The organism is Pyxidicoccus sp. M15, from assembly GCF_056858435.1.
On the sequence record NZ_CM166495.1, the window covers coordinates 1,587,081 to 1,605,902 of the forward strand.

The 18,822-nt window shown below is 71.3% G+C and carries 13 protein-coding genes and 1 riboswitch; of the genes, 3 read left to right on the forward strand and 10 right to left on the reverse strand.

Translation table 11 applies throughout. The annotated features are described in order from the left end of the window. Positions 1-35 precede the first annotated feature (35 nt). Positions 36-3,422, forward strand: coding sequence for an adventurous gliding motility lipoprotein CglD (gene cglD / locus ACX9TP_RS06360; protein ID WP_482978820.1), 3,387 nt, complete (start codon positions 36-38; stop codon positions 3,420-3,422). 109 nt (positions 3,423-3,531) lie between these two features. Here cglD and ACX9TP_RS06365 read toward each other — a convergent pair whose 3' ends face one another. The 3 genes from ACX9TP_RS06365 to ACX9TP_RS06375 form a co-directional block, all read right to left on the reverse strand. Then, positions 3,532-5,292: a M14 family metallopeptidase gene (locus tag ACX9TP_RS06365; protein ID WP_482978821.1), complete on the reverse strand. Its 1,761-nt coding sequence runs from the start codon at positions 5,290-5,292 to the stop codon at positions 3,532-3,534. A gap of 31 nt (positions 5,293-5,323) precedes the next feature. Beyond that, on the reverse strand, positions 5,324-6,259 hold the full coding sequence (locus ACX9TP_RS06370) for an MBL fold metallo-hydrolase (RefSeq protein ID WP_482978822.1): 936 nt from the start codon (positions 6,257-6,259) through the stop codon (positions 5,324-5,326). An 81-nt stretch (positions 6,260-6,340) separates the two neighbouring features. Continuing rightward, positions 6,341-6,889: a hypothetical protein gene (locus tag ACX9TP_RS06375; protein WP_482978823.1), complete on the reverse strand. Its 549-nt coding sequence runs from the start codon at positions 6,887-6,889 to the stop codon at positions 6,341-6,343. A 677-nt stretch (positions 6,890-7,566) separates the two neighbouring features. On the opposite strand from ACX9TP_RS06375, the gene ACX9TP_RS06380 reads away from it, so the two are divergent. Both ACX9TP_RS06380 and ACX9TP_RS06385 read left to right on the forward strand, forming a co-directional pair. Further along, positions 7,567-9,027 (forward strand): sensor histidine kinase, encoded by a 1,461-nt coding sequence (locus tag ACX9TP_RS06380; protein WP_482978824.1) that lies wholly within the window; start codon positions 7,567-7,569, stop codon positions 9,025-9,027. Continuing rightward, a complete protein-coding gene (locus ACX9TP_RS06385; RefSeq protein ID WP_482978825.1) occupies positions 9,024-10,445 on the forward strand; it encodes a sigma-54-dependent transcriptional regulator in 1,422 nt (473 codons plus the stop codon). Before ACX9TP_RS06380 ends, ACX9TP_RS06385 begins: the two co-directional genes overlap by 4 nt. 198 nt (positions 10,446-10,643) lie before the next feature. Here the strand turns inward: ACX9TP_RS06385 and ACX9TP_RS06390 are convergent, their stop codons facing one another. The 7 genes from ACX9TP_RS06390 to thrA form a co-directional block, all read right to left on the reverse strand. After that, entirely contained in the window at positions 10,644-11,462 is an 819-nt protein-coding gene (locus tag ACX9TP_RS06390) for a MetQ/NlpA family ABC transporter substrate-binding protein (protein ID WP_482978826.1), read from the reverse strand. Positions 11,463-11,485: 23 nt separating this feature from the next. Next, the gene (locus ACX9TP_RS06395; RefSeq protein WP_482978827.1) at positions 11,486-12,145 is read right to left on the reverse strand and encodes a methionine ABC transporter permease; all 660 of its coding nucleotides are present in this window, start codon (positions 12,143-12,145) and stop codon (positions 11,486-11,488) included. Next, complete coding sequence (locus ACX9TP_RS06400) at positions 12,138-13,124, reverse strand: methionine ABC transporter ATP-binding protein (RefSeq protein WP_482978828.1); 987 nt, start codon at positions 13,122-13,124, stop codon at positions 12,138-12,140. The genes ACX9TP_RS06395 and ACX9TP_RS06400 overlap by 8 nt, the downstream gene beginning before the upstream one ends. After that, on the reverse strand, positions 13,117-13,317 hold the full coding sequence (locus ACX9TP_RS06405; RefSeq protein WP_482978829.1) for a hypothetical protein: 201 nt from the start codon (positions 13,315-13,317) through the stop codon (positions 13,117-13,119). The genes ACX9TP_RS06400 and ACX9TP_RS06405 overlap by 8 nt, the downstream gene beginning before the upstream one ends. A 268-nt stretch (positions 13,318-13,585) precedes the next feature. After that, positions 13,586-14,743, reverse strand: a complete 1,158-nt coding sequence (locus ACX9TP_RS06410; protein WP_482978830.1) for a trans-sulfuration enzyme family protein — start codon at positions 14,741-14,743, stop codon at positions 13,586-13,588. Further along, positions 14,655-15,782 carry an aminotransferase class I/II-fold pyridoxal phosphate-dependent enzyme gene (locus ACX9TP_RS06415; protein ID WP_482978831.1) on the reverse strand — a complete coding sequence of 376 codons (1,128 nt, stop codon included), beginning with the start codon at positions 15,780-15,782 and terminating at the stop codon, positions 14,655-14,657. Before ACX9TP_RS06415 ends, ACX9TP_RS06410 begins: the two co-directional genes overlap by 89 nt. A 28-nt stretch (positions 15,783-15,810) precedes the next feature. Then, the gene (gene thrA, locus ACX9TP_RS06420; protein ID WP_482978832.1) at positions 15,811-18,312 is read right to left on the reverse strand and encodes a bifunctional aspartate kinase/homoserine dehydrogenase I; all 2,502 of its coding nucleotides are present in this window, start codon (positions 18,310-18,312) and stop codon (positions 15,811-15,813) included. Between the two features lie 300 nt (positions 18,313-18,612). Then, positions 18,613-18,735, reverse strand: a riboswitch (SAM-I-IV-variant riboswitch). Between the last annotated feature and the right edge of the window lie 87 nt (positions 18,736-18,822).

Genomic DNA, 18,822 nt, shown 5'->3' on the forward strand with positions numbered 1-18,822 from the left:
CCCACTTGGTGTCGAAGCAACTGGAGTCAAAGACGATGCGTACCCCTATCAAGCAGCTCGTCACCTGCGTGCTGCTGGCAGCTTCGCTGCTGACGGCCTGCGGTGGCGATGACCCCCAGGATGACCCCAAGCCCGTCGTGGATGCAGGCCCGGGCGAAGAGCCGGACGCTGGTGTCCAGCCCACGGACGAGGATGCTGGTATCGAGCCGGACCCGGACCCCGACCCGGGCCGGGTGCCCACGGACGCGGGCGACGAGAGCAACCCTACGAAGGACTCGGACTGCGACGGCCTGGCGGACTCCGAGGAGTTCGCCAACGTGTATCCCAGCGGCCTGAAGACGGACCCGGGCCTGCGCGACACCGACAGTGACGGCCTCCGCGACGGCGTGGAGGTGGGCCGCACCACCACCCTCAACACCGGGTGCACCTTCCGCGCGGACGCGGACCCGGACACCCGCACCTCGCCGGTGAAGGCGGACACGGACGGCGACGGCCTGCCGGACGGGCTGGAGGACACCAACCGCAACGGCGCGCGAGAGCCGGGCGAGACGGACCCGAACGCGCTCGACTCGGACGGCGACGGGCTGAAGGACGGCGACGAGGACACCAACCACAGCGGCACGGTGAGCCCGGGCGAGACGGACCCCCGCAAGCGGGACACGGACGACGACGGCCTGCCGGACGGCCTCGAGAAGCAGATTGGCACGGACCCGCTCAAGCCGGACACCGACGGCGACTCGTGCAAGGACGGCGACGAGGACAAGGACCACGACGGCGTGAAGGACTCCGGTGAGTCGGACCCGAAGGTGTCCGACTGCGCCGCCTCCGTGCCGGACGCGGACTTCGACGGCATCCCCGACGCGGTGGAGACCGCCACCAACACCAACAAGGACAACGCCGACACGGACGGTGACGGCACGCCCGACGGTGTGGAGGACGAGAACCGCAACGGCCGCGTGGACGCGAACGAGACGGACCCGCGCCTGACGGACACCGACTGCGACGGCCTGCAGGACGGCCCCGGCAGGGGCGGCTTCCAGGGCGAGGACCCCAACAACAACGGCCGCGTGGACACGAACGAGACGGACCCCACCAACCCGGACACGGACGGCGACGGCCTGCGCGACGGCCTGGAGCGCGGCGTGGCGACGGCGGCGGCTCCCCGCACCAACTGCGGCTACTCCGGCGACGTGAATACCACCACGACGACCTCGCCGCTGAATCCGGACTCGGACGGCGACGGCATCCAGGACGGCGCGGAGGACGCCAACCAGAACGGCCAGGTGGACCCGGGCGAGCTGGACCCGCGCAACCCCAATGACGGCGCGTCGAACACGCCCGCGGGCCAGGCGTGCAAGACGACCAACCTGCGCACCGTCACCTTCAAGGAGGACTCCGGTGGTGACCTGCGGCTGGCGCTGCCCAGCACCTTCACGGACGCCAACCTCGTGAATCTCACGGTGGGTGGCAGCTCGGTGGGCCTCATCGGCTGGGACCCCACGAAGAAGGTGACGCTGATTGCGTACAAGCGCGGCCAGGTGGGCACCGCCGCGGACCCCACCGGGGACGAGGCGGGCATCCGCACGGCGTCCTTCAACTCCGCCACGCGCGACTACACGCAGACCTTCACCACCTGGGACGGCTTCCAGGCGCTGGCCGCGCGCTATTCGCAGGCGGGCACCACGGACCTGAAGGCCTTCACCAACACCCTGGCCCGCTCGCTGGTGCCCAACAGCGCCGGTGCGCTGGCGGGGACGGCTGGAATCACCGGCCCGTTCAAGATGCAGGCGCAGTACGTGCACCGCTCCAACCAGAGCGTGGTGGTGGTGCTCGCGATTACGCCGGCGGCCGAGTACACGGAGGCGAAGAGCCTCTTCACGCTGTCGGACACGGCGGGCGGCACGGCGCTGGCGCAGTTCGGCGACACGGACGCGGTGCAGTGCGAGAAGTTCACCGCCAGCCAGGCGGTGGTGGACTTCCTCTTCGTGGTGGACGACAGCGGCTCCATGGCGACGTCGCAGCAGTCGCTGGCGGACGCGGCGACGGCGGTGGCGCAGAAGCTGGGCAACGCGACGCTCGACTGGCGTCTGGCCATGGTGACGACGAGCTACACGGCCTCCAACGAGCCCAACTCCAACCTGCTGCGCGGCTTCACCCGCAACGTGAATCAGTTCCGGGCGTGGCTCACGCAGAGCAGCACCTGCGGCGGCAACGGCCAGTGCACCAACGTCACCATCCCCGCGGGCGGTGAGGCCACCACGTGCACGAGCAAGAACCAGTGCTGGGTGAACATCGACGGCACCGGCACGGAGCGTTCGCTGGACTCCGCGCGCAAGGCCATCAATGACCTGAAGGCGGCCGGCGGCACCGCGGACACCCGCTTCCGCGCGGGCGCCAAGGTGGTGGTCGTCATCCTGACGGACACGCGCGACCAGTCCTCCAACCCCGTGGCCACCTTCAATCAGTACTTCCTCGACACGGGCAGCGTGGCGGGGGAGAGCAACAACCCGGTGGACCAGCCCATCCAGGTGCACGGCATCATCTGCCCGCCGGACGGGCCGCGCTGCTGGACGGATGCGAATGACCCGAACAACTACGAGGAGAACGCCAACCCGCGGCACCTGGACATCATCCAGGCCACGGGCGGCGTGTACGGGAGCATCCGCGACGCGGCCTCCATCACCACCACCATCAACGCCATCGTCGACAGCGTCATCGCCTCGGTGGGCTACAAGACGCTGAAGCCGCCCATCGGCGCCTCGCTGAGGGTGGCGGTGGCGGAGGTGACGGACGCGGCCGTGTGCCCGAGCGCCGGGGACCTGCCACGCAGCCGGACCCACGGCTTCGACGTGGACGGCATCAGCCGGGCGGTGTCCTTCTACGGCGCCTGCCGTCCGAAGACGGCGGGCACCACGGAGGCGGCGGTGTCCTACCGGTACTGGAGCGACCGCACGACGAACCCCAACGGCGTGCCGCCCCCGTGCAGGTCGGACCCGTACTACGACGCCAGCGAGGCGGACTCGTGCCGGGGCAAGCTGGCGTGCAACCGCGCCACGGACCGGTGCGAGTGCCCGGCGGACTGCGGCGGCGGCGGAGCGCCGGGCCAGGTGTGCAACACGGACCCGGCGGTGTGCGCCTTCGCCTGCACGGCGGACTGCGGCGGGACGTGCGGCACGTATGAGACGTGCGACCAGGCCGCCTGCGCCTGCACCTGCGCGCCGGACGCCACCTGCGCGGAGGGCTACGAGTTCGACCCGAATGTGTGCGCCTGCGCGTGCAACACGGCGGCGCTGAACTGCGACCCGCAGCACCAGCCGGATGCGAACTCGTGCTCGTGCGCGTGCAAGGCGGACTGCGGTGGCTGCGGGCGCCGCGAGGTCTGCAACCCGAGCACCTGCACGTGTGACCCCATCCTCGGCTGAGGTGGCTCGTCACGCCGGGCCCCTCGTCCGCTGAGGGGCCCGGAGCAGGCGTGAAGTGAAAGGACGCCCCGTGAGCCCTGTGGCTCGCGGGGCGTCCGTGTCTGGGGCGCTACTTCGCGGCCGCCAGCCCGGCGGGAGCCGCCTGCGTGCGCAGGATGGGGTAGACGCGCAGCCGGACGTCGCGGGCGGGGTGGCGCTCGTAGAAGAAGCGCAGGCGGGCGCGCGGGTCCTTCGCGAAGGTGGCGTCCTTCAGCTTCGCGTCCCACGCGGCCTTCACCGCCGGGTCCTTCAGCTGCTCCCGGGCGAAGGGCTCGAGCACGTAGTCCTCGATGTATTCCTTCTGCTCGAAGTGGGAGCTGAAGAAGCCCCACGACAGCAGCGAGTCCGGCGCCGTGGGCTCCAGCAGGTGGGCCACCATCTGGATGCCCGGCTGCGCCACCGGGACGTACAGCGTGCCCGCGGGCAGCGCGTGCGTGCCCTTCTCCCAGGCGCCCTTCACGGTGAGCAACTGGCGGCCCTCGACGGACTGGGGGCTCCACTTCACGTCGGTGGCGCGGAAGGCTTCCGCCTCGGTGGAGGGGGCCTCGCGCGTGAGGCGCTGGAAGCGCAGGCCGTGGGCGGCGAGCTTCTGCGCCACCAGCGCCGCGTGGGCCGGCGGCACCAGGTAGCCGCCCGAGGGCAGCGGCGCGGTGAGGGCCGGGCGGATTTCGTCGAAGTACGGCACGTTCCACACCTGCGGCTTCGTCACGTCGTAGCGAATCCACGTCTGGCCGGACACCTCGGACGGGGCGCGCTCGTACGCGTAGCCCCGGAAGGCGATGGGGCGGCTCTTCTCCGTGTTCTGCCAGGCGAGCACCACCTCGCGCACCTTGCCGGACGCCGCCTCCGTGTCCGCCGCCTTCGCCGCCGCGCGCAGGGCCGCGCCGTCCCGGGCCACCAGGCGCAGCAGGCCCGCCACCGTGTCGCGCGTGGCCTTCACGCGCTCCGCGTACGGCTTCCACGAGTGCGTCTCCACCAGCACGCCGAAGCGGTGGTGGATGGACCAGTAGACGTGGCTGAAGCGCGGCGGGGCCACGCCGTAGGCGAAGCCGGAGGCCGGGTCATCGTCCTCGCGGAAGGACGGGTAGAACTCCAGGGGCTGGTGGCCCTGGGACTCCAGCTCCTGGAAGAGCTCCTGGCGCAGCTTCACGCCGAGCTCGCGCAGGGCCGCCGGGCCGGACTTCTGCGGCTCGATGCCCACGGACACGTCGGGCTCGAACTGGGCGCCGTCGGTGACGTGCAGGTCCGCGTAGACGAGCGGGTCCCACGCGTGCAGGTACTTCAGGAGCGCCACCATCTCCGGGGCGTCCGCCTTCGCATAGTCGCGGTTGAGGTTGAGGTTCTGCGCGGTGACGCGCCAGCCCATCTCCTCGGGGCCCACCTGGTTGGGGCGGTGGTTCTTCCCGAAGCGCTCGTGTCCATCCACGTTGAAGACGGGGACGAAGACGGCGGTGACGCCCTTGAGCACGCCGGGCAGCGCGGTGCCGTTGAGCATGTCGCGCAGCAGCCAGAAGCCGGCGTCCTTGCCGTCGATTTCACCCGCGTGGATGCCGCCCTGGAAGAAGACGACGGGGCGGCCCTTCTTCCCGGCGGCGGCGGGGGTGAGGGTGCCGTCCGCGCTGGCGACGAGCGCGAGCATCGGCCGGCCCTCGGGCGTGGTGCCGAGCGTGTCGCAGCGGACCTTGCCGGGGAAGGCCTTGGGGAAGGCGCGGCAGAGGGACTCCACCTCGGAGTAGCGGCCGGTGCGCGTCCAGCCGCTCTGCTCGGAGACGGTGGTGAGAGGCGGTGCGGCCTGGGCGAGGGCCAGGGCGACGAGGGTGGGCAGGAGCATTTCCTCCCCACAGCACAGGCCCCGGTGGGTTTCAACCGTTGCGCACGGTGAGGGTGCCGCCCACGGGGAGGACGTGGACGCGCTCGCGCGGCCAGCCCCGGCGGGTCCACTCCGCGTCCAGGCGGCGGGGCGGCTCGTCGAGCGGCTCGTCCGTGAGCTTGAAGGTGCCCCAGTGCATGGCGAGGAAGCGCGTGGCGCCGAGGTCCTCGAAGGCCTGCACGGCCTCCTCGGGGTTCATGTGCTGGCGGCTCATGAACCAGGCCGGGTCATACGCGCCGATGGGCAGCAGCGCGGCGTCGAGCCCCGGGAAGCGCCGGCCGATTTCCTTGAAGCCGTCGAACCAGGCGGTGTCGCCGGAGTGGAAGACGCGGGCGCTGGAGCCCTCGATGACGAAGCCGCCCCAGAGCATCTCGTTGACGTCGTTGAGGCCGCGGCGGCTCCAGTGCTGCGACGGTACGAAGTGCACGGTGACGGGGCCCACCTTCGTGGACTGCCACCAGTCCAGCTCGGTGACGGGCAGGCGCGAGCCCTTGAAGACGGGCGTGTGCCCGAGCCCGGTGACGATGGGCGCGCCGACCTGCTTCAGCGTGGGCAGGTCCAGGTGGTCATAGTGGTTGTGCGACACGAGGCTGGCGGTGATGGGCGGCAGCTTCTCCACGGGGACGCCGGGCGGCACGTTGCGGTGGATGACGACGTTGATGGCGTCGCGCAGCACGGGGTCGACGAGGAGGGAGAGGCCGTCGAGCTGCACGAGCCAGCTCGCGTGGCCGAGCCAGGTGAGGCGGGCGCCCTCTCCGGGGCCGGGAGGCGTCGCGAGGAGGGCGAGGTCGGGCTCCACGCGGGGGACGGGCGCGCGGTCCGGGGACTTGCGGCGGCGGCCGGTGAGCTTGTCGGCCACGGCCCACTTGAGGACGCGGTCGAAGGACTGGGGACCGCTGCCGTCGAGGTTCTTGAACCGCAAGGCCATGGGACTGCTCCTCCGCTTGGGGTGATGCCTGCCCTTACATGCTCGGGAGCGGCATGGCGCGCAAGGGGGAGGAGGCGCGGGTCAATAGTCCGGGAGGCAGACCCAGGCGCGCGTGGGGCGTCTCTTCCTGCAGCGGTAGCCTTCCGCGCAGGTGTTGGGGCCGTTCGGGTCGCAGGGGGGCTCACAGCTCCATCCGTCACAGATGCGCCCGGGGGGACAGGAAGTCGGGTCCTTGTGGCAGTACTGCGCGCACTGCATCCACACCGTGGCCGGGTAGGCCGTTTCGTGGTCCAGCTCGCACTTCTGATTTTCAGGACACGGGGTCTGCTGGCAGTTGGGGCCGTAGACCTTCTCGCAGATGGAGGCGCCCTCTTCGTAGTGGATGCACTCCTGGCCGTCGGGGCACCCGGACTTCTCGCAGGTTGGCAGGCACAGCGGCTCGAGCTCCGTGTCCGCGCAGAAGAAGTGCTCCGGACAGGAGCCCGGGTCATCCTTGCGGCAAGCGCGAGCGCACAGTCCCGCCTCTCCGCCACAGACGAGTCCGGGACCACAGGTGCCGTGCAGGTCCCTTCCAATCGGGACGCACCACTCGCCCTCCTTGCGGAGTCCAACCGGGACACAGATGCGCACCAGCGGTCCATCGCCAGAGGTTGTCAGCGTCCGACATTCCTCCCCATCACCGCATTGCATGTCCGTCAGGCACTGGCTGTCTGAGCAGTAGTTGGCTCCAGCCCGGGTATCATGCAGACATCCGAGGGGAAATTCGCAGTCGGGGGCTCGCTTGCAGTTGCGGTGATAGCTCTGCAGTTGCAGCCGCTCTTCACCCCGAAGGACAGGGGCGGCCCGCCGCCCGTGTTCCTGTTGCTGCTCAGGCAGTCCCGGCCGGAAGACGCTGCCCAGGAGGAACACCATGGGGAGCGGGAACAGCAGGGCGGCGAAGGCGCCCATCGCGGTGCGCCAGTTCATCCACCGCACCTCTTGATGCACTCTTCAGTGCCCTCCTCGTCTCCGCCGCAGAACTTCTTGCGTTCCGCGTCTGAACATTGCTTGGGAATGCTCTCCAGCGCATCCCGATGCGCGGCCTTGTCGGCCAGTCCCCCCGGCCTGTGAACCTCGGGACACCCGAATACGGCAAGAGACAGCGAACAGACCCACATGGCCGGCCAGCGCATCGGCGTTCCTCCAGGCAGAGGAAGCAGCCTGGCGAGCCTACCGGGGGCCCTCCCGGGGCCGTACCCACCCCGCGGGGCATCTTCGCCGCCGCACAGTGAGCAGCCCGGGCCTCACTCCCCTATATAGAGGGCGAGATGCTCTCCACCCCCGGCTCCACCACTCGCAAGCTGCTCCTGGCCTTCGGCGCGCTGGTGGCGCTGTTCACGGCCGCGTCCGGCTTCGCGCTCGCCCGGCTGACGGACATCCACGATGGCTCCCACGCGCTGCGCGAGGCGGGCGGCCGTGTCCGGGACGCGCTGGAACTGGCCACCGCCGTGAGAGACCAGTACGCGCACCTCGCGCACACCATCATCCTCGGCAATGCCAGCCACGTGCGCTTCCACGACGAGGCGCGGGCCCGCGTGGAGACGCTCACCCGCAAGCTCCGTGAGCAGGCGCGCGACGCGCAGGAGCAGACCTGGGTCGCGGACATCCAGCAGAACGGCGACGCGCTGAACCGGCTCTACCACGACACGCTCCTCCCGGCCGTGCTCGCGAAGGACCAGGCCGCCATCACCGCCGCGCACGGGCGCGCGCTGGAGCTGGTGTCGCAAATCCAGGCGCGGGCGGACTCGCTGGCGCAGCGCTTCGACACCTCCATCGGCTCCTTCGAGGCGCACGTGGGCGCGGTGGAGCACGCCAGCTTTCGCTGGGCCCTGCTGTTCCTCGGCGGGGCCACGCTGTTCGCCGTGGGCGTGGGCATCTACATCGGCAACTCGGTGGCGCGGCCGGTGGCGCGGCTCTCCGACGGCGCGGCACGGCTGGCGCGCGGCGACCTGCACACCCGCATCCCCGAGGGCGACCCGGGCGAGCTCGGCCAGCTCGCGGCCCAGTTCAACCGGATGACAGACGCGCTCCGAGCGCACCAGGCACAGCTCGTCCAGCACGAGAAGCTCGCGGGCATCGGCCGGCTGGCGGCGGGCGTGGCGCACGAAATCAACAACCCGCTGGGCGTCATCCTCGGCTATGTGCGGCTGCTCCAGCGCAAGGCGGAAGGGGCGCTCGCGGAGGACCTCGAGGTGGTGGAGCAGGAGGCGGTGCGCTGCCAGGAAATCGTCGAGGGGCTGCTCGACCTCTCCCGCCCGGGGCGTGGCCCGCTGGAGCGCGTGCCACTGCGCGAGGTCTGCGAAGAGGTGGTGGCGCGGCTGCGCGAGTCCTCGCGGCTGGGCGACGTGGAGGTGCGCGTGGAGGGAGCCGCGACCGCGTGGGCGTGGCCTCCGCGCCTGCGGCAGGTGCTGCTCAACCTCGTGAAGAACGCGGCGGAAGCCGCGGGGCAGGGGGGCAGGGTGGCGCTTCACATCGAAGCGGCGCCGGACGGCGGAGCGAGCGTCGCGGTGTCCGACTCCGGGCCCGGGGTGAAGCCGGAGGACCGGCCGCGCCTCTTCGAGCCGTTCTTCTCCACGAAGCCGTCGGGGACGGGGCTGGGGCTCGCGGTGAGCCAGGCCATCGCGGAGGCGCACGGCGGCCGGATTGAAGCGGACACGGGGCCGCTGGGGGGCGCGCGCTTCACGCTGCGGCTGCCACCCGCGTCTCCCGCGCAGGAGGCCATGGCATGAGCACGACCCGGAAGCCGGCCATCCTCGTGGTGGATGACAAGGAGAACATGCGCAAGTTGTTCGCGCGCATCCTCGCGGACGCCTACGCGGTGACGGAGGCGGCGGACGGGACGCAGGCGCTGGCACGGCTGGCGGAGCGCGAGTTCGACGTGGTGGTGACGGACATCCAGATGCCCGGGGCGGACGGCTTCGCGGTGCTGCGCGAGGTGAAGCGGCGCGCGCCCGACACGGAGGTGGTGCTCGTCACGGCGTACGCGAGCATTCCCAAGGCGGTGGAGGCCATCAAGGAGGGCGCGTACGACTACCTCTCCAAGCCATTCGACCCGGACGAGGTGGCCCTCCTCGTCGCGCGGGCGCTGGAGCAGCGGCGGCAGCGCCAGGTCGCGGCGGGGCTGAAGGCGCGGCTCGCGACGGCGCCGGACCTCCATGGCCTGCTGGGGGCGAGCGCCGCGATGCGAAGCCTGCACGCGCTGCTGTCCCAGGTGGCGGTGAGGGACCTCACCGTGCTGCTCACGGGGGAAACGGGCACGGGCAAGGAGCTGGCGGCGCGCGCCGTACACGCGGAGAGCCCGCGCAAGGCGAAGCCCTTCGTCGCGGTGAACTGCGGGGCGCTTCCCGCGGACCTCGTGGAGAGCGAGCTGTTCGGCCATGCGAAGGGTGCCTTCACCGGCGCCACCATGGCGAAGGCCGGCCTCTTCGAGGAGGCGCACGGCGGGACGCTCTTCCTGGACGAGATTGGCGACCTGCCGCTTCCGGTGCAGGTGAAGCTCAACCGCGCGCTGCAGGAGCGTGAGGTGCGACGCGTGGGCACCACCACGCCGGTGAAGGTGGACGCGCGAGTGGTGGCGGCCACGCACCGGGACCTCACCGCGGAGGTGGCGGCGGGGCGCTTTCGCGAGGACCTCTACTACCGGCTCAACGTGGTGACGGTGCGGCTACCGGCACTGCGCGAGCGGCGTGAGGACATCGCCCTGCTGGCGCTGCACTTCCTGTCGCGAGCGGGCCGGCCGGAGCTGGAGGGCTTCTCGCCGGAGGCCCTGCGAGCCCTCAATGCGTATGCGTGGCCCGGCAACGTGCGGCAGTTGGAGAACGCGGTGGCTCGTGCGGCGGCGGTGGCGCAGGGGCCGCGCATCGGCGTGGACGACCTGCCGCCGGAGCTGGGTGTGGCTCGGGTGGCGGAGGCTGGCGGGGCCCCGGCCGGAGGAGTCCCGGCCGAGGCGCTGGCGAAGCTGCCCTACCGCGAGGCGGTGGACAGCGCGCGGGATGCCGTGTCGCGCGAGTACCTCTCCGCGCTGATGCAGGAGTTCGGCGGCAACGTCACCCACGCCGCCGAGCGCGCAGGGATGGAGCGCGAGAGCCTGCACCGGCTGCTCAAGCGCTATGGCGTGCGCTCGGACGACTTCAAGCGCCCGGACTGATTCAGGCCCCGGTGGCACTTCGGGGGCGTCCTGTTCGGAAATGTCGGGACATTTCGCCGCACGAAACCCCCGACATTTCCGAACAGGACGGGTCAGGAGCCTCTCCGACTGGCACCCAACCCGTGTCTTGAACGGGGCAGGAACTGGGACCCGACTGGAGCTCGGATGCGGCGGGCATGCCGACCCGCCAGGCTTCCCTCAGAACGCCGCCACCACCGCACCGCCGTACTGCGCTTCGATGAACTTCCGCACCTCCTCGGAGTGGAGCGCCCGCACCAGCGTCTGGACCTCGGGCCGTCCCTCGTCGCCCTTCCTCACGGCGAGCACGTTGGCGTAGGGGTTGTTCCTCGGCGCCTCACGGGCCAGGACGTTCGCCTTCAGCTCGAGGTGCTTCTGCGCCTCCAGGAAGTAGTTGCCGTTGATGACGGCGGCGGCCACGTCCTCCAGGGTGCGCGGCTGCTGCTCCGCGTCGATTTCCCGCAGCTCCAGCCGGCGCGGGTTGCCCACCACGTCCTGCACGGTGGCGGTGGCCCCCGCGCCCTCGCGCAGGCGCACCAGCCCCTGCGTTTCCAGCAGGCGCAGCGCACGGGCCGCGTTGCTGGGGTCGGACGGAATTGTCACCAGTGAGCCCTCGGGCAGCTCCGCGAGCTGTCGGTAGTTCGTGGAGTAGAGCGCCAGCGGCTCCAGGTGCACGGGCCCCGCGCTGCGCAGGGCCAGCTTCCGGTCCGAGCTGAAGCGCTCCAGGTAGGGCACGTGCTGGAAGTAGTTGGCGTCGAGCTGCCCATCCGACAGCGCGATGTTCGGCTGCACGTAGTCGGTGAACTCCACCACCTCCAGGCGCAGGCCCTCCCGCAGGGCCACGGGCGCTGCGGCGCGCAGGATTTCTCCGTGCGGCACCGGGTTGACGCCCACCCTCAGGATGCGGACGACCTCGGTGGACGTATCGGATGCGGGAGCCTTGCAGCCGGCCAGCAGCACGGCGGCGGAGAGCAGTAACGGGACGAAGAAGCGTTTCACGATGGAGGGCTCCAGGTAGAGGTTCAGGAAGACGCGCGCTCGAAGCGCGAGGCCAGCCCGTCGCCGAGCCACTGGACGAGCTGCACCAGCACCAGCAGCACCATCAGGCAGCCCAGCATGACGTCGGTGCGAAAGCGCATGTAGCCGTACTTCACGGCCAGGTCGCCCAGCCCGCCGCCACCCACCGCGCCCGCCATGGCGCTGTAGCCGAGCAGGCTGATGACCACGAGCGCCGTGCCGCGCACGAGTGAAGGCAGCGCCTCCGGAATCAGCACGCCGAAGACGACGCGGCGGCGGGTGGCGCCCATGGCGACGGCGGCCTCCACGAGTCCGGAGTCCACTTCACGCAGGGCCTGCTCCACCACGCGGCCCATGAAGGGAATCGCCGCCACCACCAGCGGGACGATGGCCGCCGTGGTGCCGATGGTGGTGCCCACCAGCACCCGGGTAAGCGGGACGATGGCCACCATGAGGATGATGAAGGGAACCGAGCGGCCCACGTTGACGAGCGTCCCCAGCACGCGCCCCAGCGCCGGCCGCTCCCACAGTCCACCCCGGTCCGTGATGACCAGCAGCACGCCCAGCGGCAGGCCCGCCAGCAGCACCAGCACCGCGGCCACCGACGTCATGTAGAGCGTCTCTCCGGTGGCCACCCACAGGGAGCGCAGCAGCTCGCTAGACATGGGGCACCTGCGGCGTCAGGCCCTGCTCGCGCAGGAAGCCCAGGGCTCCGTCCACCGCCTCCGGCGGACCCGTGAGCTCGAAGAGGAGCCGGCCCACGCGTGTCTCTCCCACGCGCTCCATCGAGCCCTCCAGCAGCCACGCGTCCACGCCGAAGCGCCGCGCCAGCGTGGTGAGGATGGGCCGCGTCGAGTGCTCGCCCACCAGGGACAGCTCCACCCGCCGCCCGCCGGGAGACGCGGCGCCCGCGGAGGGCGGGTAGCACAGGTCATGCAACCGGGTGCCGGGGCGGGCGATGAGGTCCACCACCTTGCCCTGCTCCACCACGCGCCCGCGCTCCAGCGCGGCCACCGAGTCGCAGATGGACTTCACCACCTCCATCTGGTGGGTGATGAGCAGGATGGTCAGCCCGAGCTGGCGGTTGATGTCCCGCAGCAACCCGAGCACCGAGCGCGTGGTCTCCGGGTCCAGCGCGGACGTGGCCTCGTCGGACAGCAGGACACGCGGACGCGGGGCCAGCGCCCGGGCAATGCCCACCCGCTGCTTCTGTCCGCCTGACAGCTGCGAGGGATACGCCGCCGCCTTGTCGGACAGCCCCACCAGCGCGAGCAGCTCCGCCACGCGCTCGCGGATGTGCGCGCGCGAGCAGCCCGCCACCTCCAGCGGGAAGGCGACATTGCCGGCCACCGTCCGCGAGGAGAAGAGGTTGAAGTGCTGGAAAATCATCCCGATGCCCTGCCGCGCCGCGCGCAACTCGTCGGGGCCGAGCGACAGCATGTCCCGCCCGTCCACCCGCACCTCGCCCGTGGTGGGGCGCTCCAGGAGGTTGAGGCAGCGGATGAGCGTGGACTTGCCGGCGCCGCTCTGCCCGAGCACGCCGAACACCTCACCGAACTCCACCCGCAGCGACACGTTGCGCAGGGCTGACACCTCCCGCGCGCCCTGCCCGTACACCTTGCTGACACCTCGAAGCTCAATCACGGCGCACCTGACGGCGGAGTCCGCGTGTCACCACCTTCGAGCTGAGGCTGGCGGGATGCCGCTCGAGCCGGGTGATGGCGGGGGAGACCCTCGGCTGGCTCAAGCGCGTGCTCTCGCGGGCGGGGCTGACGGCACTCGCTCCGGGTTGCGGAGACTCGGTGCGCTGCGCGTCCTCATGGGGACTGCCGGACATCTGCTTCTCCTGGGTGACGTGTCGTCACCGCGTGGTGGAAGGCCCCTGCCGGGGCGAAGAGGGGAAAATGAAACGGCCCGTTCCCGAGAAGCGGGTAACGGGCCGGTCAACGCGCGGTGCGTGAGGAAGGCTCAGCGCGCGCGAACGGACGGACCCGTGGAGGCCTGGCAACACATGCCTCCGCGACAGGAACCGGACGTGGCGACGGAAATGAGCATCGGCCCTTCAGGTAATGAGGCGTCGCGCGCGCGTCAACACGATGTGCCGCTCACGCCGCCACACGCACCGCCAGTCCCAATGCGCGCGCGAGGTCCTCCTGGAGGTCCTCCAGGTCCTCCAGCCCCACCGAGAAGCGGATGAGCCCGTCGGTGATGCCGCGCCGCTGCCGCTCGGCGGCGGGGACGGACGCGTGCGAGTGGCGGGCAGGCACGGTGACGATGCTCTCCACCGCGCCCAGCGACACGCCGAGCAGGGGTAACTGGAGCGCCTCCACGAAGGGGGGCGCCCACGCATCCTGGGCCAGCCGGAAGGACACCACCGCCCCCGCGCCCGGGTAGAAGACCTCCCGCACCTCGGGCCTGTCCGCGAGCCAGCGAGCGAGCGCCGCCGCCGTCCGCACCTGCCGCTCCATGCGGACCCCCAGCGTCTTGATGCCGCGCTGGAGGAGGAAGCAGTCCTGGGGCCCCAGCACCGCGCCCACCGCGTTCTGGAGGAAGTAGACCTCCTGCGCCAGTGCCGGAGTCTTCACCGCCACCGTCCCCGCGACGACGTCGCTGTGGCCCCCGAGGTACTTCGTGGCCGAGTGCACCACGATGTCCGCGCCCTCGGTGAGCGGCCGCGAGACGTACGGCGACAGGAAGGTGTTGTCGACGATGAGCAGTGCCCCGCACGTGCGCGCGAGGATGGACATCGCGGTGACGTCCGTGCGGCGGAGGAACGGGTTGCTGACGCTCTCCACCAGCAGGGCCTTCGTGTTCGGCCGGAGGGCGGCGCGCACCGCGTCCGGGTTGCTCGTGTCCACGAAGGTGGCCTTGAGCCCGAAGCGGCTGAACACGCGCGTCAGCACCCGGTAGGTGCCGCCGTAACAGTCGTCCGTGACGACGAGGTGGTCCCCCGCGCTGAAGAGCATCAGCACCGTGGAGATGGCGGCCATGCCGGAGCCGAAGGCGAAGGCGGCGTGCGCCTCGTCCAGCTCCGCGAGCACGCCCTCCAGCGCCTTGCGCGTGGGGTTGCCGGAGCGCGCGTAGTCGAACTCGCCGGGCCGGTCCAAGCCCGGCTGGTCGAACATGGACACCTGGTAGATGGGCACCGCCGCCGCGCCGGTGGCGGGGTCGGTCTCATGACCCGTGTGCAGCAAGCGCGTCGCGAAGCGGGTTCGCACGGCGGGCTCCTTCGAGCGCCTGGGCCAGGTCGGCGATGATGTCATGACAGTCCTCGATTCCCACGGAGAGGCGAAGCAGTCGGTCTGAGATTCCCAGTTGCTCCCGGCGCGCGACGGGGATGTCGGCGTGGGTCTGGGTCGTCGGGTACGTGATGAGCGTCTCGACGCCGCCGAGCGACTCGGCGAAGAGACACACCTGGACGGAGGCGAGCACCCCGGGCACCAGGGCGGCCTCGATGACGTTGAAGGACAGCATGCCGCCCACGCCCGGGTAGAAGACCCGCTCCACCAGCGGGTGTGCGCCGAGCCACGCGGCCACCTCGCGCGCGTTGGCCTGGTGCTTCTCCATGCGCAGGGCCAGCGTCTTCAGCCCGCGAAGGACGAGGTACGCATCCTGCGGGCCCAGAATCGCGCCGATGCCATTCTGGAGATACGCGAGGCGCTCGCCCAGCGCCGCGTCCTTCACCACCAGCGCGCCGGCCACGACGTCGTTGTGCCCGGCGAGGTACTTCGTCGCGCTGTGCACGACGAGGTCCGCGCCCAGCTCCAGCGGCCGCTGCAGCCACGGCGTGAGGAAGGTGTTGTCGACGATGAGCAGCGCCCCGGCCGCGTGCGCGATGGCGGCGATGGCCGGCAGGTCCGCCGTCTTCATCAGCGGGTTGGTGGGGGACTCCACGAGGATGGCCCGCGTGTTGGGACGCAGCGCGGCCCGCACCGCCTCCGGGCGCGTGGTGTCCACGAAGGTGTAGGGGACGTGGAGGATGCGGTCCACCAGCCGGTAGGTGCCGCCGTAGAGGTCCTCGGTGAGGATGACGTGGTCGTCCGGCCCGAAGAGCTGGAGCGCACAGTGCAACGCCGCCATGCCGGAGCTGAAGGCGAGGCCATTGCTGCCGCCCTCCAGCCGGGCCAGCGCGTCCTCGAGCGCGGAGCGGGTGGGGTTCTTCGTGCGCGAGTAGTCATAGCCGGTGGACTGGCCGAGCGCGGGGTGCTGGTAGGTGGCGGACTGGTAGATGGGGACGGCGATGGCGCCGGTGGCGGGGTCTCTGCGTACGCCCGCGTGGACGAGCGCGGTGGCGAGTTTCATGGAGGGGCTCTTTCTCTCGGTGAAGGGGTCAGCGGCCGCGCAGCGTCTGGGAGATGCGGAGGATGTCGGCCAGCACGCCGGAGGCCGTCACCGCGCCGCCCGCGCCCGCGCCGCGCACCGTGAGCGGGAAGTCGCTGTGGCGCGTGGTGGTGAAGGACACGAAGGACTCGGAGCCGCGCAGGTCCGCCGCGGGCTGGCCGGCCTCCACGGGGACGGGGCCCACGCGGATGACGGGTGAGCCGGTGCCCACCTTCGACGGGTCGATGCGCGCCAGGTAGCGCAGCACCGTGCCGGCGTGACGGCAGCGGGTGACGCGGTCCGCGTAGGCCGCGTCCTGGGCCTTCAGCGCGTGGAGGAACGCGTCCACCGTCGTGCCGGACTGTGGCTCGGCGGGGACGAACGGCTCCAGCGCCACGTCGGAGAGGGAGAGGGGCAGCCCCAGCTCCCGGGCGAGGATGAGCGCCTTGCGCGCCACGTCCGTGCCGCTCAGGTCCTCGCGCGGGTCCGCCTCCGTGAAGCCCCGCTCCTTCGCGGTGCGCACGGCCACCGACAGCGGCACGCCGGCCGTCAGCTCGTTGCAGATGAAGCCCACGCTGCCGGACAGTGACGCGGTGATGAGGCGCACGGTGTCGCCCGTGCGGACAAGGTTCGCCAGCGTGTCGATGACCGGCAGGCTGGACGCCACCGTCGTCTCGTAGTGGTAGGCCACGTGGTGGCGCCGGGCCTCGGAGAGGAGCGCCTCTCGCTCATTCCACGGCAGCGCCAGCGGCTTCTTGTTGGCCCCCACCACGTGGATGCCGCGCTGGAAGGCCTCCGTGTAGAGGGCCTCGATGCCGCTCGCGGAGGTGCAGTCCACGAGGATGGGCACCGGCAGCCGGCGCAGCTCGTCCAGCAGTGGCACCAGCGTGCGCGCCTCCGGGTCCACCGGCTCCACGCGCGCGAGCCGCTCCTCCAGCCCCTCCAGCGGCAGGCCCGCCGCGTCGAACAGCGCGCGCCGGCTGTCCGCGAGACCGACGACTCGCAGCGCGATTCCGTGCTTGTCCCTGAGCAGCGTCTGCTGCGCGCGGAGCTGTGCCAGGAGCTGGCCTCCCACGGTGCCCCGGCCGAGGAGGAACAGGCTCACCTGCTGGTGGGCCAGGTTGAAGGCCGCGTGCGTGGTGCGCACGGCGATGGCGGTGTCCCCCGCGTCCACGACGCAGGAGATGGAGCGGGAGCTGGCACCCTGGGCGCTCGCCCGCACGCTGACGCCCACCGCGCCCAGCGCGCTGAAGAAGCGCCCGGCGACGTTGACGCCGTGGCCCATCGCCTCGGCCACCAGCGTCAGCAGCGTCACCGGCTCGCGGATGGCGAGGGGCTCCACCTCGTTCCGGGCCAGCTCCTGGGACAGCTCGTTCTCCAGCGCGCCCTGCGCGCGCAGCACGTCCGGACGGGGAATGACGACGGCAATCGACTGGCCATTCGCGGACTGCGCGGACAGCCACACCGTCACCTCCGCCTCGCGCAGGGCGGCCAGCACGCGCTCGCCGAGCTGGAACTGGTCCGACAGCTTGCGCACCTCGATGCCGAGCAGCGCGAGCTCCTCGCGCGTGGCGATACACGTGGGCCGCTGGCCGTCCCGCGAGCCGATGGCGTCGATGAGCGTGCCCGGGTGGTCCGGGTGCATCGTGTTGCGGATGCGCAGGGAGATGCCCGCCTCGATGAGCGGAATCATCGTGCGCGGGTGCAGCATGCGGACGCCCACGGCGGCCAGCTCCAGGCCCTCGCCGTGCGTGAGGTGCGCGACGGGGTAGGCATCGCTCACCAGGTCCGGGTCGGCGGTGTGCAGGCCCAGCACGTCCGTCCACACCGTGACTTCCGCCGCGTCGATGCCCTGGGCCACCAGCGCCGCCGTGTAGTCGGAGCCGTTGCGCCCCAGCGTGGTGGTGCGCCCGTCCGGCGTCCCGGCGATGAAGCCGGGGAGGACGGGCACGGAGGTCCTCCAGCCCGCCACCGACGCCTGGAGCCGCTCGCGCGTCCGGGCCACGTCCACCCGCGCCGCGCCGAAGCGGTCATCCGTCACCAGCAACTGCCGGGCGTCGCGGAAGGTGGCCTCGGTGCCCGCGGCGGTGAGCAGCTCCGCGAGGAGCGTGGCGGAGACCAGCTCACCGAAGGAGAGCACCCTGTCGCGCGACAGCGGCGAGCACTCGCGGGTGAGGGAGATGCCCTGGAGCAGCTGCTGCAAGGGCGCGAGCAGCGTGTCCACCCGCGCCGCGTGCACCGTGGAGCGCGCCGGGTCCAGCGCGGCGGCATTCGTCTTGGCGAGGTGGGCGATGCGCGCCACCACCGTCAGCGCGCCCTCCAACTCGCCCTTCGTGGCGAGCCCCGCCGCTTCAATCAGCCAGTCCGTGGTGTCGCCCATGGCCGAGACGACGACGGCGAGAGGGCCCTGTTTCGCGTGCCGGCCAATCAGCTCGACGACCTGACGGAGCCGCCGGGGAGAGCCCACGGAGGAGCCTCCGAACTTCATCACCTGGAAGGGAGCGCTGCTCATCTGCGAACCTCTGGAGGGCCCCACGGGCCCCTGAAGACAGTCAAAGGCAGACACGTCCCGCGCTTTCGGGCACACGAAGGCCCGTCGCGGCGCACGCGCGCCCACGGCAAGTGAGAGGAATTGGGGAGGCGGGGCCCTGGCGGACGCGGACTGGCGGTGGCCGCCGGGCTAGCGCATTCGGGCGCAACACCGGCACGCGGCCGGGACACGGCACGGCGTGAGACGGTCAGCGGTGGCGTTCAGGGATGCGGCACGGGTGGACGGAACCACGGGGGTCCTCTCTCACCGAAGCTCTGTGGCTTCGGACTCTTGGATTGCCCGTGGAGGTTCTTCTCCGCGAGCCGCATCGTTTGGACACCTTGGAGGTCCGACCCCAGGTTGTCGGGCCACCGCGTGAAGCGGAGGCCGCTCTGGATGCTGAGACAGCAGATAAACGTCTCCCGGGCGTCTGTCAATCCCTTGTGCGTGAGCCTCTCCCCACGAAGCGCGATCCAATTTCCAGGAATTGTT

What these genes read in the sequence shown, in the direction of transcription:
- ACX9TP_RS06405 (WP_482978829.1), bottom strand. Translation starts at nt 13,317, where the DNA reads ATGTCCGGCAGTCCCCATGAGGACGCGCAGCGCACCGAGTCTCCGCAA.
- ACX9TP_RS06365 (WP_482978821.1), bottom strand. Translation starts at nt 5,292, where the DNA reads ATGCTCCTGCCCACCCTCGTCGCCCTGGCCCTCGCCCAGGCCGCACCG.
- cglD (WP_482978820.1), top strand. Translation starts at nt 36, where the DNA reads ATGCGTACCCCTATCAAGCAGCTCGTCACCTGCGTGCTGCTGGCAGCT.
- ACX9TP_RS06415 (WP_482978831.1), bottom strand. Translation starts at nt 15,782, where the DNA reads ATGAAACTCGCCACCGCGCTCGTCCACGCGGGCGTACGCAGAGACCCC.
- ACX9TP_RS06395 (WP_482978827.1), bottom strand. Translation starts at nt 12,145, where the DNA reads ATGTCTAGCGAGCTGCTGCGCTCCCTGTGGGTGGCCACCGGAGAGACG.
- ACX9TP_RS06385 (WP_482978825.1), top strand. Translation starts at nt 9,024, where the DNA reads ATGAGCACGACCCGGAAGCCGGCCATCCTCGTGGTGGATGACAAGGAG.
- ACX9TP_RS06370 (WP_482978822.1), bottom strand. Translation starts at nt 6,259, where the DNA reads ATGGCCTTGCGGTTCAAGAACCTCGACGGCAGCGGTCCCCAGTCCTTC.
- thrA (WP_482978832.1), bottom strand. Translation starts at nt 18,312, where the DNA reads ATGAGCAGCGCTCCCTTCCAGGTGATGAAGTTCGGAGGCTCCTCCGTG.
- ACX9TP_RS06410 (WP_482978830.1), bottom strand. Translation starts at nt 14,743, where the DNA reads ATGACATCATCGCCGACCTGGCCCAGGCGCTCGAAGGAGCCCGCCGTG.
- ACX9TP_RS06380 (WP_482978824.1), top strand. Translation starts at nt 7,567, where the DNA reads ATGCTCTCCACCCCCGGCTCCACCACTCGCAAGCTGCTCCTGGCCTTC.